The following is a 20,912-nucleotide window of genomic DNA, read 5'->3' as shown; positions in this document are numbered from 1 at the left end:
ATATAGAAATGGAGATTACAATGAATAAAAATATATTTACAGTCTTGATTGTGGAAGATACAAAAGAGATTTTGGATTTGATAGTATTACATTTAGAGGATAAGTACAACCTGATTAAAGCAGAAGATGGCAGAGAAGCAATAAAAATAGTTGAAACAGAGAAAATAGATTTAGTTATTTTAGATATTATGTTACCGTTAGTCAATGGATATGAGTGTATGAAAGTGATAAGAGAAAAAAAGAATATTCCTATTATTATTATTTCAGCAAAAAGTACAGATGAAGATAAGATTATAGGTTTGCAGAAAGGTGCTGATGATTATTTGGCAAAGCCTTTTAATCCATTAGAACTGGTAGCTAGAGTTGATGCACAACTTAGAAGGTTCTATAAATTTGGTGGTGCAGAGGAAATTCAAGAAGAAGTTATCTGCTTTCAAAATTTAAAATTGGATTGTAAAGAATGCTGTTTATATAAAGATGAGGAAAAAATATATTTAACAAATAAAGAATATAAACTTTTAAAATTGCTGATGAATAGTCCGAAACGAATTTTTACTAAAAAAGCTATTTTTGAAGCTGTATGGGAAGACGAATATTTATATGATAGCAATACGATAATGGTTTATATTAGTAAATTGAGGGACTATATAGAAGAAGATTCTAAAAATCCTCAGTTTATTATCACAGTAAGGGGGTTAGGATATAAATTTGGGAAATAGAAAGAAGAAACTAGAAGTAACACTTATAAAAAATTTTTGCTTTTTTTCAATTGTGATTGTTATTATATTTGCAATAGTGGCGAGTGTAATAAGTGTATTTAATAACTCAAAAATTGTTAATACATTAGAGGAAAAGTATATTGTCAGTTGTGAGGGAAAAAGCCAATACGAAGATATAGATATTTCAGAGTTAAAAAGAAATGGTGCATGGTTTGAAATATTGAATACAGATTATGAAAGACAATATCCAAAAGAAGAATATAAAAAATACACTAGCATAGAAATTATAGATATTGTAAATGGTAATTATGAAATTGATGGAAAAAAATATAGAGGGATTGTTAAAAAATTTTATGATGAACAGAGTAGACAGAGAATACAGGTAACTTTTTTTCCGGCAGATTTCTTGCGAGTAACGCCAACCATAAACATTCCTTTAGAGGCAGAATCAATCCATTTTCTAGGGATTTATATAGTAGGTATTATTTTATTTGGAATTGGGTATTGTTTAACTGTTTTTTGCGTGTCTAAGAAAATAAAGGTAGAATTGACCAAGCCAATCAATTTATTAAAGGAAGCAATGAAAGAGTTAGGAAGTGGAAATTATAAAAAAAGACTATCTTTTAAAGCAGAGTATGAATTTGTGGAGATGGCAAATTCTTTTAATTGTATGGCGCAAGAAATGGAAGATGCTGTAAAACAAAAAGAAGAAGAAGAACGGTTGAGAAGACAATTAATCTCAGATATTAGTCATGATATAAGAACACCTTTAACAGTTGTTCAAGGATATTTGCTAACTGTTATAAATGATTTAGAAAATAGCAAAAGTAAGAACATAGAATATTTGAAGCGTTGTTTTGAAAGCAGTGTTGAAATGGAACAGTTACTTCAGCAATTAAGCGATTATAATAGGATGTTTCGAGTCGATTACAAATTAAATAAAGAATTAGTAGATTTTACAGAGTTTGTAAAACATATTTTGGCGGATCAATACCATTATATTGAGGTAAATAAAAATATTTTGAGCGTGGAAGTTGATGAGGAGGAAAGAAATATCTTCATTGATAAAAGAGAAATGCGTCGAGCAATTATAAATTTACTTAATAATGCAGTACAACATAATAATGAAAATACAACTATTGAAATTAGACTGACAGAATATGATAGAAAAATATATCTTGTTATAGCGGATGATGGGAAAAGGATTCCTGAAGATATTAGTTCATGTATGTATGAGCCATTTGTTAAAGGAGACCAATCGAGAAATGATAGTAGTAATAGTGGGTTGGGACTTGCCATTGTAAAAAAAGTTCTGGATGCACATGAAGCAGATATTTATTTTGAGCAGCCATATAAGAAATATACAAAGGCATTTATAATTGTGATACCAGTAGAATAACATAAAAAGCAGGGAATTGTACCCTGCTTTTTATGTTATTTTAAGGTTCAGATAAGATGAATTTAAAAAAGGCATGGTATAGTAATATCATCAAAACAAAGAAAGACGGTGGTCATAATGAATGAGGCACTATTAATTCATAATTTGACAAAGAGATATAAAAACAAAATAGCATTGAATGATTTTTCTATGGAAATAATGCCAGGAGAGATAGTGGCGCTTATAGGTGAAAATGGTGCAGGAAAAACAACATTATTAAATTCTATTTGCGGCTTCATTAGACCTACTTCTGGAAGTATATCTTTCAAAGGGATATCTAGTGAAGAAGAAAAAGCATTAGATAAAATAGGAGTTTTAATTGAGCCTAATTTTTTGGATTATTTGACAGCTGAAGAGAATTTACAGTATCTATCAGTATTATCAGAAGACAAGAAAAATAATGCTCTAATAGAAAGGTTATTACAGAAGACAGAACTTTCTGATAGCAAAAAAAAGAAAGTAAAAACATTCTCTTTTGGCATGAAACAAAGATTGGGATTGTGTCAAAGCTTGTTGACAGATGTGGAATTATTGATATTCGATGAACCATTTGTAGGATTAGATCCGGTTGGAAAAGAATTATTTAAAAAGGTAATTTTAGATAAGGCACATCAAGAAAAAATCCCCGTTTTATTTTCGAGTCATGATTTAGATGATGTAGAAGAAATATGTGACAGAGTTGTGATGGTTCAAAAAGGGAAAAAGGTTTTGGATCAAAAATTAGTGAGAGAAAAGACTTTTATCTTGAAAATTGATGGAAATATAAGCACAGAAGAGAAAGAAAAGTTGGAGTTAAAAGATCCTACTATACATTGCGAAAAAAATTGTATTTTTTTCAAAAATGAAAAAAAAATTGTTGATATTCAAAAAATATTATTACAGGAGGGACATTATATCGTGGGAATGTCAATTCAAAATAATAATTTGAAAAAATTATTTTTGACGGAGGAAACGATATGATAAATAGAAAGCAGGTAGTTTATAGAACAGAATTATATAAATTGTATAAAAGAAAAGATACATGGATTTTTTTAGCAGTGATTTTAGTTCCGATTTTATATAGTGTAGGAATCGCAAGTGGTTCAGAAATAGTTTCTTATAGCGGAAATGGAAACATTACAGCAATCAATTTTATATCAGCGATGTTCCAAATGGCTCAATCTATGTTTATTTTTAACATTATTTTAGTTGCCATTACAAGCAGAACATTAGGGACAGAAATTGAAGACAAAAGTTTACGGATTTATTTGAATAAAGTAGGTGATAGAAAAAAAATCTATATAGAAAAAGTAAAGGCATTAAGTATGTATGCCGGTGTGATCAGCGTATTATTAGTAGTTGTAGGATTGTTTTGTTATTATTTTATAATGAATGGTAAAACTCCAATTGTAAACGGGGCGTTGTATGATGAAAGAATTTCAATAGAAATTATACAGATTATTACCATATATCTTTTCTGGGTACTAACAATTTTTATTACCATGATGCTATCCATAAAATATAGATTGGTAGTCTGCTTGGGGATTTATATGATAGGCTACATTGGGATGAATTTACTTTCTTATACAAAAGTGTTTAAATATTTTTCCCCACTGTATTATATCAATACTTTTACAATGATGGAAAAAGTGGCGTGGAATCAGATTTTAATAGGAGTAATTTATTTTTCCATTATAGTAGTTTTTACTACTTATTCTGGAATCAGAGTGTTTAGAAACAAAGATATTTAATTTGGAGGAAGATATGGACTGGTTGGGTAATAATGTAAAGATATTCAAAGTCAAAGGAATAACTATAATTGCAAATCGAAATAATGGAATGGTAATTGGTTTAGATAGGGAAGGGGAAGAAGTCGTAGATTTATTAAAAAATAATCGCATAGAGATTTCTTCACTATCTGACAACCAGAAAGAACTTTATAAGGTATTGGAAGAAAATGATTTTTTGAAAAGCTGTTACCAAGAAGTAGCAGGTGTTGACTCAGTATATTTACATGTCAATTCTGCGTGTAATTTACATTGTCTTGGATGTTATTCTTATGTAGAAAATCGGAATACAAGAAATGAATTAAGTTTTGATGAATGGAAATGTGTCATTGATGATTTATCATTACTTGGAGTGAAAAATATTGTAATTTCAGGTGGAGAACCATTTCTGAGAAAAGACTTACGAGAAATTTGTAAATATATTAAAGAAACAGTAAATGGAAGCTTAGAAGTTATATCAAATGGAACGATGAACATCTCTGATTATGAAGTGGTTTTGCCGTATATTGATGCACTTAACATATCAATTGATGGATATGATGACAAAACATCATTTATAAGAGATAAAGGTATTATGAAACGTGTGTTAGATACGGTAGAAAGACTAAAAGAAAAGATACCGATTAAATTGATTGTAACATTACATAAGAAGAATGTTCCATTCATGAAAGAATATGAAAATTTAGCAAAAAAATTGGGTGTATTTATGAGTTTCAGTATATTTACAGTGGATTTTAGCGAAAAGATTTTTGAAGATTATAAATTCAGCGAGGATGATTTTGTTATTGTCGGTGATAACATTACAGAGTCAGAAAATGGAACTACAATTTTAGATACACCTACAGATGTGGTTGGCATTACATATCGGGAAGGTTGTGGCTTTGGAAAGAAAACGATTAGTATAGCATATAACGGAGACATTTATCCGTACCATATGCTACATTGCCAAGAATGTAAAATGGGAAATATAAAACATGGCAGGTTAAAGGATATTATTGATGAGTCTGATTTTGAAGGAAATAATATATTATTAGATGATATAGAAGAGTGTGGAATTTGTGAATACAAAAATTTATGTGGTGGAGCATGTAGGGGACGAGCATATCTATTTACAGGCGATATGAAAAAAAGAGATCCTTATTGCTTAGCAGCAAAACGATTTTATGATAATCTTTTTGCACAATATACAAGTATATAGTTTTTATAATTATATAAATTTCTGAGAAAGGAGGACGTAAGTATGATCTTTAAGAGTGGGAAAGCAAATGCAGGTTGCTGGTCTTTTGGTCCTGTATTAGGATTATGTGCAGGATACGGAAATAAAAAGGGCTGGTAAGAATTATGACAGCAAGAGGAGGGGGAGGTTAAACTTCCCCTTTTTCTTATTAGGAGATATAAGTTATGGATAAAAAAGAAAAATTACTTATAGAAATAGTTTGTATTATTGTTCTGAGTAACTTTTTATGTATGTTTTGCTTTTTATTCTTAAATTTGGCTTTTCAAGGAAATATGGAGGAGCTGGCAAGTATTTTGTCACTCGTTATCAGTTTTGTGATTATGCCATTTTATGTACTAAAAAAGCAACATAATATTAAAATCTCAGAAATAGGAATAGCAAAAATTGGTATAACAGATAGTATTTTTTTAATTAGCGCTGTGATTTTTAGTGTTTTCTTATTTATAACAAAAGGAAACTTGAAGATTTTTACTGAAGTTGTAAGTCAACAACTATTTGTTAGTATATCTGAAGAAATTTTAATGAGAGGAATTATTTTTTACTTATTATCACAGTTGTTTCGTAAAAAATATTATGTGGTTATTGTCAGTGCTATAATTTTTGGGTTTGCACTACATACGGGAGGAGATTTCTTAAGTAATTTAGTGTATAGATTTCCAGCAGGCATAATACTTGCTGTATTAAGGATATATACAAAAAAATTATACCCGCCTATGGTGGTACACTTTATGTATAATTTGTGGTGCATATATTTGTAAAGAGAGGTAGAAAAGATGAGGAAAAATATTATTTTATGGATTTTAGAAATTGCATTAGGAGTATTAGGGAGCATAGCAGTATTTTGGGGATATTCATCAATGAACATTTTTACACTATATGGAGTACTGTTTGTACCAGGATTACTAACAGCAGCCGTATATTTATATTTAATTAAAAGTAAGAAAGTAAGTAAATTACGTGGGAATAGTTTATACATTTCAAGTATGATATTTTCGCTTATTGCAACGCTGGTATTTGGAGTAGTTGATGTCGTTTTACGATCTAAGAATGATATGTATGAAACTATTATAGCAAATACAAGAAATGTATTAGATGGAGAATATTTGATTATAAAAGGAAATAGTAATTTAATGGACTATATCTTTATCTTTGTATTTATTTTTCTGATATTCTGGTTTATAGGAAAAGGGAATAAGATAGATGAAAAACGAATTGAATGTTAAAAAGTTTTGGGAATTACTAAGAAAATATTTGCCACTTAAAAAAAATATAGGTATATTGCTATTTTTAATATTTAGTCAAGTTTTTTGTACATTATATATGCCTATAGCTGTAATGAATACTATAGATATTAGTGGCGGAAATTATTACGAGTGGAAAAAAATTTGTTGGATTGCTTTTATTATTTTGCTACAGGTAATATTTTCAGTAGGAGTGTTGTATTTGATGTCTTGTATGGCTCATAAAGTTATTATGCAATTACGTGATGATTTATGGAGTAAAGTCTTGTATTTACCAATTGAATATTTCGATAGAACAGAAACTGGCGAAATAATGAGTAGGATAACAAACGATACTATGGTAATTAGTGAGTTTATAACAAATGATTTTTTGAGTGCAATTACAGGTGTTATATCTATAATAGGCTCTATAATTTTAATTTTTGCAGTTGATTGGAAAATGGCAGTAATTATGATTGGATTAGTGCCAATAACAGTCTTTGCAATCAGTCCTTTAAATAAAAAATTATATAGGATTTCAAGAGATTTTCAAAATAAGACAGGAGAATATCAGGCGAGAATGAATAATGTTTTAACTAATATTCGATTAGTGAAAACATGTATAGCTGAAGAAAAAGAAGAAGAAAGAGGAAAAATATTAACGAAAGAGTTATTTAATATAGGCATTAAAGGAGGAAAAATAACTGCTTTAGTTCAACCTTTAACAACAATGTTGATCTTCCTTTTATTAATTCTTATATTTGGATATGGAAGTGTGAGAGTAGCAAATGGGAGTTTATCGGCGGGAAGCCTTGTTGCAATTATATATTATCTTTTTCAAATTGCAACACCTTGTATGGGCTTGACGGCATTTGTAGGTCAATTGAATAGAAGTTGTGGTGCGATGGAAAGAATTAGTAAAATTTTAAATGAAGAAATCGTGGAGAAAAAGATTAAAAAAGAGATTATAATTGCTGATCAAAAATGCAATTGTGGATTAGTATTAGATAATATTTCTTTTCGGTATTCAGATAGAAAGAATACTCTTTGCAGTATCAGTTTTTTCATTGAAAAAGGAGAGACTTTAGCAATTGTTGGAGAAAGCGGATCTGGAAAATCTACTATTTTTTCACTGATAGAGAGATTTTATGAACAAGATGAAGGGAATATTTATTATGAAGGAATAGATGTTAGGAATATACCTATGAATGATTGGAGAGGAAAAATAGCATACGTTCAACAGGAATCACCAATTATGTCAGGAACTATTTTAGATAATTTAACTTATGGACTTGATAGTTATAATGAAAAAAATGTATTAAGTGCCTTAGAAAAGGCAGAGTTGAATAGATTTATTAGTTCATTGCCAAAGGGGTATAATACAGACGTTGGTGAACAAGGTGTTAAACTATCGGGAGGACAAAAACAAAGAATTGCCATAGCACGTGCGATGATTAGAAACCCAGAAATATTGTTACTAGATGAGGCAACCGCAAATTTAGATAGTTGTACTGAAAAATCTGTTCAACGAGCATTAGAACGATTGATGTTAGGGAGAATAACTATAGTTGCAGCTCACAGGTTTTCGACAATAAAATGTGCAGATAAAGTTGTTGTATTGGAAAAAGGGAAAATATGTGGCTGTGGAACACATGAGGAATTATTTGAAAACAATAAGATATATAGAGAATTGCTTTTAAATCAGATAAATAATTAAAAACCAAAAAAATCTACTAATTACATTTAAAAATTTTGTAGTTAGTAGATTTTTTTATTGAAAATGGCTTTGATATGTAAGCGCAAAATAATTCGACGGATTGCTTTGCCCTAAAATTCAGTCCATAATAATCATTAGAGAATGCAAGCACTTTACTTCATCTTCTGTTGCTAGAAATGATAGGTGCGAGCATTTTACTCGATTCGATTTATGGAGGACTGCTCATGAGAAGCAAAAGAATACCTGCAGAAGAACAATATCGTCTCATCATGGAATGCCGTCAAAGTGGATTGACAGATCATCAATGGTGTGTGGAACATGACATCAAACCAGGAACTTTTTATAACTGGGTAAAACGATTACGTCAAAAAAGTTGTATGGATTTACCGGCATCAACCGGACGCAGCCATAGCGCTCCGGAAAGTCAGGAAGTTGTCAGAGTGGATTTTCATGACACCGACACGCTTTCCTATGAACAGCCATTAAATATGATCCCGGCATCTACGAAAAGAAACAACATTTCCGTGGCAGAGCCAATGAGGCTGTCTGTTGGAAGTTTTCTTCTAACTATCCCAAATGGAACAGATCCAAAGCTTTTGGCTCAGACTCTTCGTATTATGAAGGAGTTGGAATGTTAGGCGATATCACAGCCGCCGATGAGATTTATATCGTAACAGGCAGAACGGATATGCGAAAATCCATTGACGGACTGTGTTCGATTGTAGAGGAGCAAAGCTTTGCTCTGGGAGTCCGATGGATTTGTGCTGTTATTAGAAGAGAATTATTATTCGAGATAATCTCTTGGAAAGTCCAGAAATTAAGACTTTCAGAGAAATCTTCTCGAATAATGATGTATCATTGGACTTACTAATATAAGACGGAGGTGTCCAATGAATAATACCCAAATACCTATTGATGAATTGTATGATCAACTAACTTTAATACTTCAAGAAGAAAAGTATGCAAAAAGCACGATACAACTGTATCAGGAACATGTAAAACGAATCAAAAAATTCATGTTAGCTAATAACATAACTGATTATTCTTCATCAGTTGCAGATCAATACTACAAAAAAGAAGTTGAATCAAGAGATTACAACTATACGACGAAACGTTTTTTCAGGACAGTCATTCGAAGATTAAATAATATCTGTTCTGGTACAGGTTTCGTATATTCCGTTCCACGAAAAGATTTGTCTGTTCCAGAGCAATATCACGCTATTAAGGCGGATTATCTTGAACATTGTCGCAAGATAGGAAATCGTCCAATTACTCTAAAGACTAAAGAACGCTTGTTATATTTATTCCTTACTTATCTGGATGAAAACAATTGTAAAAGTCTTGAATACATAAATAGTTCTGAAATCATTCAGTTTTCAGTGAATCTTAAGAATAAAGAATTCTATCCTGAACTAAGAGATTTTTTAAGATATCTTTTTGCACAAGGATACATTGAAAAAGATTTTTCAACATTAGTTCCTAAATTCAATCGTGGTATACGTATTCCTGAAACTTATGATATCTCTGAAATCATCGAGATCGAAAATGCTGTAGACCGAACTTCTTCTATCGGAAAACGAGATTATGCGATATTGCTTCTCGCTTCGCGATTAGGAATGCGTGCGGGAGATATTGCCTCGCTTAAATTAGATTCTCTTGATTTCAAAAATCAGCGTATCTGCTTTATCCAAAATAAAACGGGAAGTGTTTCAGAACTTTACATGGTGCCAGAAATCAAAACAGCACTGATGGATTATCTGTCAACAGATCGTCCTGCATCCACAAGCGACTATGTATTTTTAAAATCATGTGCCCCTTATTCAGAAATATCGTATTCTGTTGTCTCATTTGCTGTAAAAAAACATATGATTCGCTCTGGTATTAACATTGCAGGTAAAAAACATGGACCTCATAGTCTGAGAGCTTCTCTTGCGTCATCGATGGTAAACGATGGCATATCTTATGAAACCGTAAGAAAAGTACTGGGACATGATAGTCCCAATGCAATCAGGCACTATGCACGTCTTGATATTCAGATGCTTAGGAATTGTGCTCTTGCATGCCCGGCACCTTCAGGAACACTTCACCAATTCCTGAAAGGAGGTCGTATATGAGAACCGTGATTTTTAAAAGTTGTTTTAAAGACGACATGCAGTCATTCATGGAGTATCGTGTTGCGACTTTCGCATGGAATACCTATCGTTTGGATAATTATCGCCTGTCTTCTTTTGACAGATATCTTACAAAAATATCTTATAATGATGAAATTGTACCACAAACAATAATAAATCAGTGGCTTAATGATGTAGGTGTTCCAGAGGCATCTATTAATGGATACATAAAGACTATACGAAACTTTATGAAATATAGAGCCGATATGGGAAAAGTTGTTTATCTTCCGCCCTTCCAGAAAACGAAAGATTTGTATATTCCCTATATATTTAGTGATGAGGAATTGTCGAATATATTTGCTATTGCTGATGCATATCCAATGACAAACAAATTTAGCAGCATTCCGCATATACATATGGAAATGGCGGTTCTCATACGCCTTTTGTATTGTTGTGGACTCAGATTAGGCGAAGCTCTAAATTTGAAGATGGAGCATCTGGATCTAGAAAACGGAGTCATCCGTATTATACATTCAAAAAAAAGAAACAACGATTAGTTCCAATGCATGAAACATTAACAAACATGCTGAAGGATTATTGTAAGGTGATAAAAATCTATGGTATAGATAATCCATTTTTATTCCCAAGACAAAGCGAACATTTATCCCCAATAACTGCTGAACGCCAATTTAAAAAGATTCTTAGGAAAGCTGGTATTATCAAAGGGAATGAAGATCCTCATAAACGTGCTCCATGCCTGCACTGTTTAAGACATTGTTTTATGTTCCATGCTTTTAAACAGCTGGAAACTGCAGGATATCATATCGATATGGCTTCTCCATATTTTTCTGTATATTGTGGTCATGAATCCCTTGTGGAAAGTGAAAAATATATGAAATTCAGCAGTGAACTCTTCGAAGAAGATATGCTCTTGTTTGCTGATTTCACAGAATCTCTGTTTCCGGAGGTTGATTTATGAGAAAGCAGAAGACTCCTTCGATTTTTATGAAATATCTTGAATACTATGTAAATACATATATGCCGGAAGCACGTGGGTTAAGTAAGAACACAATCAACTCTTATAAAACAACATTTACACTTTTAATAAAATATATGTATTCAGTCAAAAACACGAAAGCAGATGAGATTACTTTTGACTGTTTAGATGTAAATACGCTTTCCGATTTTATGTCATGGCTTGAAAATGAACGTAAATGTTCAGTTACAACCAGAAATCAAAGACTTGCCGCACTGTATTCTTTTTCCGAGTATGCACAAAACTATGACTTTGATGCAGCATCAACTTTTAGAAGTGCTGTATTGAGGATTCCATCAAAAAAAGCACCTAAAAAGCGGCGTGTTGGTTTTACCACCGATGAAGTAAAGATCCTTCTGGCACTGCCTGACCAAAAAAGTGAGACTGGTTTAAGAGACATGGTTTTATTAAGCTTTATGTATGCAACAGGCACACGTGCACAGGAAGTGTGTGATCTTACTGTAAAATCTGTCAATTTCAGATCAACTGGTACTACTATTGATATAGTAGGAAAAGGTTCAAAAGCACGTCGCATACGTATTCCTGACCCTTGTGCATCTATGCTTAGAAAATATATTAGACATCGCAGAATAGAAACAGAACCTGACAGACATATATTTTCGAGTCAGACGCATGAGCATATGACAATATCATGCGTGGAAGAAATATACAAAAAATATATAAAACTCGCTAAAGAAAAAACGCCCAATCTTTTCAAAGAAGAACACTATTCACCTCATAGTATGAGACACACGACCGGACAACATATGTTAGAAGCGGGAGTTCCGATTATGGTAATAAAAGCTTTCCTTGGACATGCATCAGTTCAAACGACACAGATTTATACAGAAAGTCCACAGGCAACAGTTGATAAACATATCCGTGAATGGAACGAAATGAATTTTCCGCGTTCGATTTATATTGATGAAGAAGACTTGGAAGAAAGAAATGTTCCTGATTTTTTGAAGAGTCACTAATAGGATATCATTATTCGAGAAGATTTCTTAGAAAGTCTTAATTTCTGGGCTTTCCAAGAGATTATCTCGAATAATAATTCTATTCTAATAAAAGCAATTATTCGAGTTCTTAGATAATTGCTTCTATATAAACGCATGGAAGTTCAGGTCAGATTCCGCTGGCCTAGAAATCAGTTGGAAGGTAAACGCCTAGTTTTAGGGTGTCCCCAAAATATTTCCAAAATCCCATTGCTAGATAGGATTCTGGAAGACTAACATTTTACTCTATTTAATGCTACATAGTTCCTGAACTTCTGTACTCCATGGAGCTAGATGATCAAGTTCTTTGTCCGACATATTTTCGTTCGGTCGGTGTTCCAACAGGAACTTTAAATATTCATACAGATTCAATTCGTATGCTTTTGTCATTTCAACAATCGTAAGATACATCGTGTTTGCGATTGCTCCTGCAGGCGTATCTGAGAATAGCCAGTTTTTGCGATTATGTTCTTAAGCACATAACAGAAAGAACTGGCTGTTCAGTGCCAGTCCAAAAGGAGCCACTGCCAGTGCTATTGTGTACACTATGGTTGAAATGGCAAAAGCGAATGCTCTGAATACCTATAAATATCTGACATATCTTTTATCACAACGACCAAACAATAAAATGTCAGATGAACAGCTGGAACAGCTTGCTCCATGGAGCGAGCCTGCGAAAGCTAACTGTCAAAACTAAAATAGAAGAAAACGCTTGCATCTATCATTTTGGTGCAAGCGTAATTTACGAGTAACGTAGCAATATTTTGCGCTTACTTTGATATTATTACATTTTTATTTTTCGAATATATCATTAAAAAATTAGGAACAAATATTTTGTAGCTCATATTATAACATTAGTTAATAAATTTACATATATGGTTAAAAAATCCCCTTTCTAATATGCGATTAGTGAAGGGGTAACACAAATCTTAAAAAAATCCCTTTTTTGTACCTTGAAAATTGAATTGCCTGTCCAAAGTGATACCTGATATTGAGTGGGCATTCTGCCCGCCTTGCCAGAGAAAACGCTGCGAAAGGAAATTTGGAGTAGGAACGGATTTGGAAAGAAAAAATGAACCCATAGTATAAAAAGAATATAGAAAAGTATGAAAAAAGCAGTAGGATTAAATAATATGATGGAAATGAGTAGTTCAGCTGTCACAACTCGTCTTCGACTGTTCCACAAGCGGCCGGATTGAGTTCGGATGTGCTGGAAAAGAAATCTATGAAGAAATAGAGATTTTTGATACCCCGGCACTTTTTTCGGCAGGAAGAATTCAAAAAGATAGTCTCCCAGAAGGTTTTTATTGTTATGAAGTTCCTCATGATGATGAGTGTATAGGGATTCCGTGTGAATTAAGTTCTCATATTTTGGTAAACTTTTGGAGGACAGTAATATCTAGAGTTCCACTTATAAAGGAGAAAGAATGTAGGAGATATATAGAAGATGAAGACTGGGGGTATACTGGAAATGCAGAAATACAACTGGAATCGTGGATTGAGGCATAATACATAAAATAAAAATAGCAGTCAGGCTAACAGTATATAGTGTTATTTTGTTGACTTGACCACTATATTGTGTTACCATAAACTTGTAGTTCAGTTTTATTCTTCATAAAGAAGAATGGTAATTTTTTTCTGACCATAAGGTTAGAATGAAGTTTTGAAGTTTTGATACTTAATTAAAAAGTGCGTATATCAAAAGCATTCAGGAAGAAATTCTTTGAGTGCTTTTTTTTATTGCCTTTTGGAAAGGAGAAGAAAGAAAAATAAAAAGCAGAGAGAACGATATGAAAATCAGAAGGGATTTTTGTATCGTTTTTTTGTATATGCAGAAAGGAGTGTGACAATGTGCAGGAAAGTGATTTACAGCGTGCAAGTAAAATTTTACACGCAGAATTTGGTTCCGACTGGAAACAGATTGTACAGACGTTAGGAACAAGAGAGCTTACGCATTGCGTAGGACAAGACCTGACTTCTTTTATGGCATTTCCAGAACGGGCAGAAGGAGGCAGCAATCAGTGGAGAGGAAATTGTTCCCCGCAGGTTGTAGCGAAACTCATTCAGTTTGTAAAAAAATGCAGGCGATATGAAAAGAATAAGGATTTTTTATTTTTGGATCCCATGAGTGGTTCTGGGACCAGTCAAGATGTGGCAGAGGAATTGCATATTCCCTCTGTCTTATACGATTTAAACCCACATCCGCCAAAGGGGATTGGAAACTGGAATGCATTAAAGGATGAAGTTGCGCATAGTGCAGACCTGATTTTTTTCCACCCACCTTACCATGATATTATCCAGTATTCCGGAAATATGTGGGGCAGGCCGCATGAAGATGATTTGAGCAGATGTGAAAATTATGAAGATTATATTGAAAAACTGAACTATGTGATCAAAAAACTGTATTTCAGCCTAAGACAGAATGGGTATCTGGCAATTCTGGTAGGAGATATCCGGCAGAAAGGCGTCTTTCATTCTATTGCAGCAGATATGCTTCATATTGGAAATATGAAGTCCTGGATTGTTAAGGGGCAGTTTCATTGCACTTCCAGTAAGACACAGTATTCCGGAAAACCCTTTATTCCTATTGTGACGGAAACACTGGTGCTTTTTCAAAAAGAAGAAATTCTTCTTGTACCATTTTCAATTAGAAGGGAAGGAATATTCCAGATACAAGAACAGGACTCCATTGCACTGACGTGGTTTCATTTATTGCGGATGACACTGGAACAGTTAAATGGACATGCAACGTTAAAGCAGCTATATCAGGAATTAAGAGAGCACCCGAAAGCCAAAAAGAATAAAAATTATGAGGCGAGAATTCGGGCAACTTTATATGAACATGCCGATTGTTTTCTGCCTTTAGCAAGAGGAACGTTTCGGCTAAAATACCGATAGGAAAGAGGTGTGTATGAAAGATGAAACAATGGCAGGATATTATCAGCTGCTGATTGCAATCTTTTGTAATCTGAATGCAAGAGAAGCAAGATATCTTTATGATTATGGACCGGCTCACCCAGTCTGCAGAAGAATGATGTATAGAAAATTAAAGCATCAAAAACAAGGAGAATGTCTTTCAGAGGAAGAAATTTTAGAAAGGCTGGATCAGTTGGAAAAGAATGGATGTTTTTACAGAGAAAAGAAAGGAGCGTGAAAATATGCACCTTCATAAACTGACAGATCTTTTGTCATTTCATGAGGTGGCAGTTGGAGGAACCCTTCCCCAGACAGAGTATTATCGTGAAAAGCTGAAAAGACTGCATCCTATGCAGATGCTTTCGTCGAACATACTGCTGCCACTATATGAAATTTCTTTTTCTTATATGACAGTAAGGGGAAATTACAGGCAGGCGAAAAAATATGCTTTCCTGGCAGAGTACAGCGAAGTAGATTTTGAGGCAGAACTTTTATTAAAGGACTGGATTGCGGAACAGAATGCCAGAAAACCTTACCGCAAAATTTCCAATGTACAAATTCTGGAAATTCAAAAAATTGCGTATGGGATACTGGATATCCGGTCGTAAAAGTGTTCCACTTTTTCTTATCCTGAGAAATTCAGGTTGCTGCTTAGGAAAACCGGCCATTGCGGGCTTGTTTTTCGAAAGTGAAGGTCAGGCAGTGTAAAAAGACACACCTACAAGCATGGCTTTTCCGTTTAGAGCAAACTTTTTGTAAAGAACGGAGAAAAAATGGAACAGTTAAGTTTTTTTAGCATTGAAAAGAAAATCCAAAACGCCATAACCCTGTTAAAAATGTTTGAAGCAAAAGCCATAGAGATGCATCCGGAAGGATACTATTTATGTTTTAGCGGTGGGAAAGACAGTCAGGTAATTTATGAACTGGCAAAACAGGCAAAAGTAAAGTTTCAGGCTTATTATAATGTTACAACCGTAGATCCCCCGGAATTGGTCTATTTTATCCGAAAAATGTATCCTGCGGTTATTATCAATCAGCCTGATACAACCATGTGGGAACTGATTAGCCAAAAGCATTATCCGCCCACACGAAGAATGCGTTATTGCTGCTCTGAATTGAAAGAAAGAGGAGGAAAAGGACGGTTTGTAGTCACTGGCGCGCTATCCTATGTTTAAAAAGGCTTATTTAAAGGCGTTTGACCGAATGCTTTCTTACCATAAGGAAGGAACACATGGAAGTGCTACATGGAAAGATGCCGAAGATGTTTACAGGTGGTGGCTATATGGAAATCCCCCAAAAGAAATACAGGTTACTGGACAAATAGAATTATCCATCGAAAGGGAGTTGGGAAACATTGTGAAAGAAATAGAGAAAAAGAAACCAGAGCCTTCAAAAGAGTGGGAAGATGTTTTTCAAAAGAAACTGTATGACTGGAAAAAGATATACCAGTTTGGAACAGAAGAAAACCTAACCACAGACGGAGAAGTATTAAACCAAATCAGAAGGGAACTGGTGCAAGTCTATGAGAATTATTTTTCTGGTACAACTGCTTGTGACAGGTATAAAAAGAAAATTCCACAGGCTGTCAAAGATGATTATATGGCAGGAGAAGTAGAAATTTTTGAAACTGCTCAAAGGCTGGTAAAGAAATATAAGCAGAGCCAGCAGTTTCGATATGTGCTTGTGAAGCGCCCTCAAATCAGGGAAACAGACCGGAGAAAACTTCAAGTTGATCTTTTGGTCGGAAAAATTCAGAAATTAGAGGTTTGCGTAAAGAGAAAAGACATTCTTGGAATGCGTATCTTTTCAAAGGAAGACGAACTGGACAAAATGCTGGCGGAGGTTTATCAAAAAATAAAAGAACTTCCTAGAATAAATAAGGGTGTAGAAAGCGCCGGAAATAAGAAAAGATCCAGTTGGAAAAATCAGATGATATTAGAAGAATTTATTCGTTAATTGAAAGGAGGAAACAGGGTGACAGATCAAAAAATGATTGCAAGTATGGTAGGCGATTTTTATGGGGTTTATCTTGGAAAATCCATGTTGGGAATCCAGGGACTTCTAAAAAAATATCATAACCATAAATTTATTATTACCTTGATTTCTAATTTGGAAACAACGGTAGAAATTGATATGCATAAGGCGATGCATGAGATTTATGATTTCTATAAGAAACATAGAGGAAAAGGGCAGAGAGAGGACAGCGAATGGGAACAGATCATTGAAGAAGCCAGTAAGATTGGCAAAAAATATGAAGGAAATGCGTGGTGCAAGCAGTTCCTGATTCAAATGATCAGCATTATTGAGGAAGAAGACACGGAAATCAGAGCAAAAAGAGAAGAATTAGAAAAAGCGGCATGATGGGAAGGGGAATCCCCCTTCCTACTTTTATAGGAGGAAATAGGAATGCTTGGAAAAATGATAGAAAATACAAAAGATTTGAATATGGTTGCAGACCGTTTAAGAGCAAGAGGCAAAATTTCACGTTTGCAGGAGCTTTGTAAAGAATGGCTGATACCAGAAAAGGATATGCAGGATTTTTTGCAGGGAAAAAGGCTGCGGCTGGCAGAAGTGCCGTTGGAAGAAAAAATTTTTTCTACTGCTTCTGAAAAGATTGCGGAAGAAATGTATCAGTTTGAAGGACCAGGGCTGGCAGTGGCTTTAGGGCAGTATCTTATGGAACGCTGTGAAGAGAAAACCTTAGGGGAACAGATTCTGCTACCTCATAAATCTTTGGAAAAAGCAATTAATTTCATTCTGCAAAGAGTATATGAAGAATCAAAAGCCTACCTGCAACAGAATCGAAACGGGCAAAATGGTGCAGGAGTCGCAGTCAGTTCCCAAAAAGTGTACCATTGGCTGGAAGAATACTATGCGTTAGATGATGCTGAGGAAGAAAGAAAAAAGAAAGAGGAAGAACGGGAAAGAAAAAGAAAAGCCCAAGAAAAAACTGCTGTAAAAGGCGTGAAGACTTCTGTAAAGGAAAGCAAGACCAAAAAAGACAGTCAGATTTCTCTTTTTGATATGCTGGAAGATGGAGAAAAAACGGAGGAAAAAAATGATTGCGTATAAAGCGTTTCAGAAGAATTTGAGTTGTTTGGGGTTTCAATATAAAGAAACAGAATGGAATTATACAGAAAAGGCTGCCTGCAGAAAAACGGGGTTTCATTGTGCAGAAAACCCGCTGGACTGTCTGATTTACTATAGCAATCCGGATTTAGCGCAGTATTGTGTGGTTGAAGTTGCCGGAGAACGCCAGGAAGAGGGCGATGACAGCAAAATTGCCTGCACACAGCTTCGGATTGTCAGAAGACTGACGTTATTGGAACTTTTAATAGAAGGGGTTGCATATATGCTCCAGTATCCACACAGAAGGCTGAGTAAAATCATACAGATAGAAAAAGGAAGTCCCATGGGTGGATTTACAGTGGTGCGTGGGAAACATCCCATCGGAAAAGGGAGGAAAGATACAATCCTTCTTCTCATCAGGGAAGATATTAAGGGAAATATCGTTAATTTTTCAGTCATCATAATTGACGGAAAAGAATATGTTCCAAATGTTTATTATGATTTTGATGGAAGAAAGGCAGAAGAATAAATGAGAAAAACAGAATTATTGGAAATCGGCTGTTTAGAGGCAACAAAAAAGATGTTAAAGTTTTCCAAAAAGGAAGAAAAAAATCCAGAAAACAGAGATTACAAAAGAAAATGAAAATGAGGAAGTTTGAATATGAAGTATCTGTAAAGATTTGTAAAAAAGGGGAGATTTTGGCAGTTTCATTTTTCAGGATAAAAGAAATGCTTGCCGGACAAGTGCAGCCGGAGATAGTTGTATTCTTAAATAAAAAGGAGCGTACCTATCTTTCGTACCTTCCAAGAGAAGCAAAGTGGAGAACAGCCACAATTATAAAGATTATGGGCTATTTTTATGGGAGTTTTTATCACTGTACCAAAAGAGATTGGGCATTATTCCGGAAATATTTTGACACAGAATGTAGCAGATGGACACCTTTAAAAGTTAGTTCTATCAGAAGTATTATAGAAGAGTTTCAAACGGATATTTTATGGGATAGGATAGAGGAAAGGCGCAGACAAGAAACCAATGAATGGGATCAGGTAATGTCCCAAATTCCGGTACTTCCAAAGGATTGGGAAAGGTGGTGCAGAAAATCGGCCATTACGCAGCACTATATTTTCTACAAACCGGAAAGAAAAGGAGAAGGCTATTGCAGCAGATGCAACACGAGAGTGCAGGGTATTTTACCAAAACATAATCAATATGGTATCTGCCCGAAGTGTAGACAGCGAATACAATATAAATCCAAGAAAATGCAAAAAAGGATTATTCACAAAGCAGAGTGCACCTATTTGTTGCAGAAGTTCGGAACTAATCAAATGGTGATTCGGAAGTTTAACGTCTATGCAAAATTTCATCAAAAGCGTGACTTTGTTCCGGAAATAAGCTGGTTTGAAACCAGAAGGGTAATCGTAGAAAAAGATTTTTCCCAGACAGCATATTATTATGGACAATATAAGGATGGCTCCTATCGGTGGAGAGAGTCTTTATATGCAGAGTACCATTATGATTTTGAAGGGAATAAAGGCACGCTATATCAGAGAACCTTATTTTCTTTGAACCAGGGAATTTTGAAGACTTCCGGGTTATACGAACTTCAAAAGAACATGAAAATGGTAGAACCGGAAACGTATTTATTATACCGTTATCATTGTCCGGCTATTGAGAAAGCTGCAAAGGCGGGATTGAAAAAGTTTGTGATCCAAAGCATCCATAAAAAGAGCCGACTTCCAAATCACAGAAAACTGATGGAAATTTTGGGAATCAATAGTTGCCTGCTAAAGCAGTTGGTGAAAATGGACGGCGGAATAGCTGGTTTATCCTGGTTGCAAAAGATGAAGAATACACAAAAGTGGATTTCAGAGGATATACTTCGTTATTTTGAAAAACATAATATTTCCACAATAGATGTTGCCTTTATTGAAAATCAAATGTCGCCACAGCAGATTTACCATTATTTAAGAAGAATGGAAAAGGAAAGCGGGCTGCCCGTAGAGAAGATTTTGACGATATGGAGAGATTATCTGTCCATGGCAAAAAAAATAGGAGAAAATCTAAAGGACTCCATCGTTTATAGACCACGGGAGTTAGAAAGAAGGCATGATGAGGCGGTAATAGCCCTGCAGGAAATAGACACAAAGCAGAGAGCAGAGGAACTACGGGAGAAATTTCCAAATCTGGAAAAGGTTTGTAGGGAAATCACGCCCATCTATCAGTCACTGAAAGATGAAAAATATGCAGTGCTGGTTCCGCAAAAGATTGAAGATATTATAAAAGAAGGAAAAGCATTGCATCATTGTGTAGGTACTCAGGAATGCTATTTTGACCGGATCAGCAGAAAAACCTCTTATATTGTTTTCTTACGCAGACAGGAAGAATTGGAAAAGGAATTTTATACGATGGAAATTGAACCAGATGGAAACATTGTACAAAAAAGTAAGGACTATAACAGAACGGGAGAGGAGTATGAAGAGGCAGAACCATTTTTAAAGAAATGGAAAAAGAATGTATTGAAAAAGATAAGGAACCAGAAAAAAGATCCTACAAAAACGCAGGTTACACTATGGACTGCGGAGCTTTCTGCTGCTTATAAGGATCATGTGGTGATGAAAGGTGGAAAATATCAGGGCCAGTATCTGTCAGATGTGCTGAAAGCAGAACAGGAAGCAGCTGCTTAGAAG

Annotated in this window: 23 protein-coding genes and 2 pseudogenes; 24 read left to right on the top strand and 1 reads right to left on the bottom strand. The window is 34.3% G+C overall.

Annotation, left to right across the window (positions count from 1 at the left end; genetic code table 11):
* Positions 1 to 20: 20 nt before the first annotated feature.
* From AC6I5B_RS13620 to AC6I5B_RS13560, 13 genes and pseudogenes are all read left to right on the top strand, one after another.
* Complete coding sequence (locus AC6I5B_RS13620; protein WP_207748754.1) at positions 21 to 719, top strand: response regulator transcription factor; 699 nt, start codon at positions 21 to 23, stop codon at positions 717 to 719.
* Entirely contained in the window at positions 709 to 2,118 is a 1,410-nt protein-coding gene (locus AC6I5B_RS13615) for a HAMP domain-containing sensor histidine kinase (RefSeq protein ID WP_118263203.1), read from the top strand. The genes AC6I5B_RS13620 and AC6I5B_RS13615 overlap by 11 nt, the downstream gene beginning before the upstream one ends.
* A gap of 117 nt (positions 2,119 to 2,235) precedes the next feature.
* Positions 2,236 to 3,117 carry an ABC transporter ATP-binding protein gene (locus tag AC6I5B_RS13610; RefSeq protein WP_118263204.1) on the top strand — a complete coding sequence of 294 codons (882 nt, stop codon included), beginning with the start codon at positions 2,236 to 2,238 and terminating at the stop codon, positions 3,115 to 3,117.
* On the top strand, positions 3,114 to 3,887 hold the full coding sequence (locus AC6I5B_RS13605; protein ID WP_118263205.1) for a hypothetical protein: 774 nt from the start codon (positions 3,114 to 3,116) through the stop codon (positions 3,885 to 3,887). The genes AC6I5B_RS13610 and AC6I5B_RS13605 overlap by 4 nt, the downstream gene beginning before the upstream one ends.
* A gap of 13 nt (positions 3,888 to 3,900) precedes the next feature.
* Positions 3,901 to 5,121: a radical SAM protein gene (locus AC6I5B_RS13600; protein ID WP_497773402.1), complete on the top strand. Its 1,221-nt coding sequence runs from the start codon at positions 3,901 to 3,903 to the stop codon at positions 5,119 to 5,121.
* Positions 5,122 to 5,324: 203 nt separating this feature from the next.
* Positions 5,325 to 5,918 (top strand): CPBP family intramembrane glutamic endopeptidase, encoded by a 594-nt coding sequence (locus tag AC6I5B_RS13595; RefSeq protein ID WP_118340020.1) that lies wholly within the window; start codon positions 5,325 to 5,327, stop codon positions 5,916 to 5,918.
* A gap of 15 nt (positions 5,919 to 5,933) precedes the next feature.
* Complete coding sequence (locus AC6I5B_RS13590; protein WP_118340022.1) at positions 5,934 to 6,383, top strand: hypothetical protein; 450 nt, start codon at positions 5,934 to 5,936, stop codon at positions 6,381 to 6,383.
* Positions 6,361 to 8,097, top strand: a complete 1,737-nt coding sequence (locus AC6I5B_RS13585) for an ABC transporter ATP-binding protein (protein WP_497773401.1) — start codon at positions 6,361 to 6,363, stop codon at positions 8,095 to 8,097. Before AC6I5B_RS13590 ends, AC6I5B_RS13585 begins: the two co-directional genes overlap by 23 nt.
* Positions 8,098 to 8,321: 224 nt before the next feature.
* On the top strand, positions 8,322 to 8,735 hold the full coding sequence (tnpA, locus tag AC6I5B_RS13580; protein WP_182464942.1) for an IS66 family insertion sequence element accessory protein TnpA: 414 nt from the start codon (positions 8,322 to 8,324) through the stop codon (positions 8,733 to 8,735).
* A complete protein-coding gene (gene tnpB, locus AC6I5B_RS13575; protein WP_497773400.1) occupies positions 8,729 to 8,968 on the top strand; it encodes an IS66 family insertion sequence element accessory protein TnpB in 240 nt (79 codons plus the stop codon). Before tnpA ends, tnpB begins: the two co-directional genes overlap by 7 nt.
* Positions 8,969 to 8,987: 19 nt before the next feature.
* Positions 8,988 to 10,211: a tyrosine-type recombinase/integrase gene (locus AC6I5B_RS13570; RefSeq protein WP_022250142.1), complete on the top strand. Its 1,224-nt coding sequence runs from the start codon at positions 8,988 to 8,990 to the stop codon at positions 10,209 to 10,211.
* Positions 10,157 to 11,187 (top strand): annotated as a pseudogene (locus tag AC6I5B_RS13565) (tyrosine-type recombinase/integrase). The gene AC6I5B_RS13570 and the pseudogene AC6I5B_RS13565 overlap by 55 nt, the downstream one beginning before the upstream one ends.
* Entirely contained in the window at positions 11,184 to 12,221 is a 1,038-nt protein-coding gene (locus AC6I5B_RS13560) for a tyrosine-type recombinase/integrase (protein ID WP_118262634.1), read from the top strand. The pseudogene AC6I5B_RS13565 and the gene AC6I5B_RS13560 overlap by 4 nt, the downstream one beginning before the upstream one ends.
* Before the next feature lie 264 nt (positions 12,222 to 12,485).
* Here the strand turns inward: AC6I5B_RS13560 and AC6I5B_RS13555 are convergent, their stop codons facing one another.
* Positions 12,486 to 12,650, bottom strand: coding sequence for a transposase domain-containing protein (locus AC6I5B_RS13555; RefSeq protein WP_182464910.1), 165 nt, complete (start codon positions 12,648 to 12,650; stop codon positions 12,486 to 12,488).
* A 73-nt stretch (positions 12,651 to 12,723) separates the two neighbouring features.
* On the opposite strand from AC6I5B_RS13555, the pseudogene AC6I5B_RS13550 reads away from it, so the two are divergent.
* From AC6I5B_RS13550 to AC6I5B_RS13500, 11 genes and pseudogenes are all read left to right on the top strand, one after another.
* Positions 12,724 to 12,936, top strand: a pseudogene (locus AC6I5B_RS13550) (transposase domain-containing protein); the annotation flags it as partial.
* Between the two features lie 458 nt (positions 12,937 to 13,394).
* A complete protein-coding gene (locus tag AC6I5B_RS13545) occupies positions 13,395 to 13,748 on the top strand; it encodes an LPD28 domain-containing protein (RefSeq protein WP_182464913.1) in 354 nt (117 codons plus the stop codon).
* A 342-nt stretch (positions 13,749 to 14,090) separates the two neighbouring features.
* Complete coding sequence (locus AC6I5B_RS13540; protein WP_119636570.1) at positions 14,091 to 15,137, top strand: DNA methyltransferase; 1,047 nt, start codon at positions 14,091 to 14,093, stop codon at positions 15,135 to 15,137.
* Positions 15,138 to 15,150: 13 nt separating this feature from the next.
* Positions 15,151 to 15,393: a hypothetical protein gene (locus tag AC6I5B_RS13535; RefSeq protein ID WP_021740626.1), complete on the top strand. Its 243-nt coding sequence runs from the start codon at positions 15,151 to 15,153 to the stop codon at positions 15,391 to 15,393.
* A 4-nt stretch (positions 15,394 to 15,397) separates the two neighbouring features.
* The gene (locus tag AC6I5B_RS13530; protein ID WP_021740627.1) at positions 15,398 to 15,763 is read left to right on the top strand and encodes a hypothetical protein; all 366 of its coding nucleotides are present in this window, start codon (positions 15,398 to 15,400) and stop codon (positions 15,761 to 15,763) included.
* 165 nt (positions 15,764 to 15,928) lie between these two features.
* Positions 15,929 to 16,330 carry a hypothetical protein gene (locus tag AC6I5B_RS13525; RefSeq protein ID WP_497773399.1) on the top strand — a complete coding sequence of 134 codons (402 nt, stop codon included), beginning with the start codon at positions 15,929 to 15,931 and terminating at the stop codon, positions 16,328 to 16,330.
* On the top strand, positions 16,323 to 17,111 hold the full coding sequence (locus tag AC6I5B_RS13520) for a hypothetical protein (RefSeq protein ID WP_497773398.1): 789 nt from the start codon (positions 16,323 to 16,325) through the stop codon (positions 17,109 to 17,111). Before AC6I5B_RS13525 ends, AC6I5B_RS13520 begins: the two co-directional genes overlap by 8 nt.
* Positions 17,112 to 17,129: 18 nt before the next feature.
* The gene (locus tag AC6I5B_RS13515; RefSeq protein WP_044964833.1) at positions 17,130 to 17,516 is read left to right on the top strand and encodes a hypothetical protein; all 387 of its coding nucleotides are present in this window, start codon (positions 17,130 to 17,132) and stop codon (positions 17,514 to 17,516) included.
* Between the two features lie 45 nt (positions 17,517 to 17,561).
* The gene (locus AC6I5B_RS13510) at positions 17,562 to 18,227 is read left to right on the top strand and encodes a Cas9 inhibitor AcrIIA9 family protein (RefSeq protein WP_118208132.1); all 666 of its coding nucleotides are present in this window, start codon (positions 17,562 to 17,564) and stop codon (positions 18,225 to 18,227) included.
* Positions 18,214 to 18,753, top strand: a complete 540-nt coding sequence (locus AC6I5B_RS13505; protein ID WP_021740632.1) for a DUF7666 domain-containing protein — start codon at positions 18,214 to 18,216, stop codon at positions 18,751 to 18,753. Before AC6I5B_RS13510 ends, AC6I5B_RS13505 begins: the two co-directional genes overlap by 14 nt.
* 116 nt (positions 18,754 to 18,869) lie before the next feature.
* The gene (locus tag AC6I5B_RS13500; protein ID WP_497773397.1) at positions 18,870 to 20,909 is read left to right on the top strand and encodes a PcfJ domain-containing protein; all 2,040 of its coding nucleotides are present in this window, start codon (positions 18,870 to 18,872) and stop codon (positions 20,907 to 20,909) included.
* Positions 20,910 to 20,912: the final 3 nt, after the last annotated feature.

It is taken from the genome of Faecalimonas nexilis, assembly GCF_059731825.1.
The sequence above is the reverse complement of the archived record's forward strand: the minus strand, read 5'-3'. Positions and strand labels throughout refer to the sequence as shown.

Bases quoted from the DNA above. Each gene is read 5' to 3' on its own strand.
- AC6I5B_RS13620 (WP_207748754.1), top strand. From the start codon at position 21: ATGAATAAAAATATATTTACAGTCTTGATTGTGGAAGATACAAAAGAG.
- AC6I5B_RS13610 (WP_118263204.1), top strand. From the start codon at position 2,236: ATGAATGAGGCACTATTAATTCATAATTTGACAAAGAGATATAAAAAC.
- AC6I5B_RS13605 (WP_118263205.1), top strand. From the start codon at position 3,114: ATGATAAATAGAAAGCAGGTAGTTTATAGAACAGAATTATATAAATTG.
- AC6I5B_RS13600 (WP_497773402.1), top strand. From the start codon at position 3,901: ATGGACTGGTTGGGTAATAATGTAAAGATATTCAAAGTCAAAGGAATA.
- AC6I5B_RS13595 (WP_118340020.1), top strand. From the start codon at position 5,325: ATGGATAAAAAAGAAAAATTACTTATAGAAATAGTTTGTATTATTGTT.
- AC6I5B_RS13590 (WP_118340022.1), top strand. From the start codon at position 5,934: ATGAGGAAAAATATTATTTTATGGATTTTAGAAATTGCATTAGGAGTA.
- AC6I5B_RS13585 (WP_497773401.1), top strand. From the start codon at position 6,361: ATGAAAAACGAATTGAATGTTAAAAAGTTTTGGGAATTACTAAGAAAA.
- tnpA (WP_182464942.1), top strand. From the start codon at position 8,322: ATGAGAAGCAAAAGAATACCTGCAGAAGAACAATATCGTCTCATCATG.
- tnpB (WP_497773400.1), top strand. From the start codon at position 8,729: ATGTTAGGCGATATCACAGCCGCCGATGAGATTTATATCGTAACAGGC.
- AC6I5B_RS13570 (WP_022250142.1), top strand. From the start codon at position 8,988: ATGAATAATACCCAAATACCTATTGATGAATTGTATGATCAACTAACT.
- AC6I5B_RS13560 (WP_118262634.1), top strand. From the start codon at position 11,184: ATGAGAAAGCAGAAGACTCCTTCGATTTTTATGAAATATCTTGAATAC.
- AC6I5B_RS13555 (WP_182464910.1), bottom strand. From the start codon at position 12,650: ATGTATCTTACGATTGTTGAAATGACAAAAGCATACGAATTGAATCTG.
- AC6I5B_RS13535 (WP_021740626.1), top strand. From the start codon at position 15,151: ATGAAAGATGAAACAATGGCAGGATATTATCAGCTGCTGATTGCAATC.
- AC6I5B_RS13530 (WP_021740627.1), top strand. From the start codon at position 15,398: ATGCACCTTCATAAACTGACAGATCTTTTGTCATTTCATGAGGTGGCA.
- AC6I5B_RS13525 (WP_497773399.1), top strand. From the start codon at position 15,929: ATGGAACAGTTAAGTTTTTTTAGCATTGAAAAGAAAATCCAAAACGCC.
- AC6I5B_RS13520 (WP_497773398.1), top strand. From the start codon at position 16,323: ATGTTTAAAAAGGCTTATTTAAAGGCGTTTGACCGAATGCTTTCTTAC.
- AC6I5B_RS13510 (WP_118208132.1), top strand. From the start codon at position 17,562: ATGCTTGGAAAAATGATAGAAAATACAAAAGATTTGAATATGGTTGCA.
- AC6I5B_RS13505 (WP_021740632.1), top strand. From the start codon at position 18,214: ATGATTGCGTATAAAGCGTTTCAGAAGAATTTGAGTTGTTTGGGGTTT.
- AC6I5B_RS13500 (WP_497773397.1), top strand. From the start codon at position 18,870: ATGAGGAAGTTTGAATATGAAGTATCTGTAAAGATTTGTAAAAAAGGG.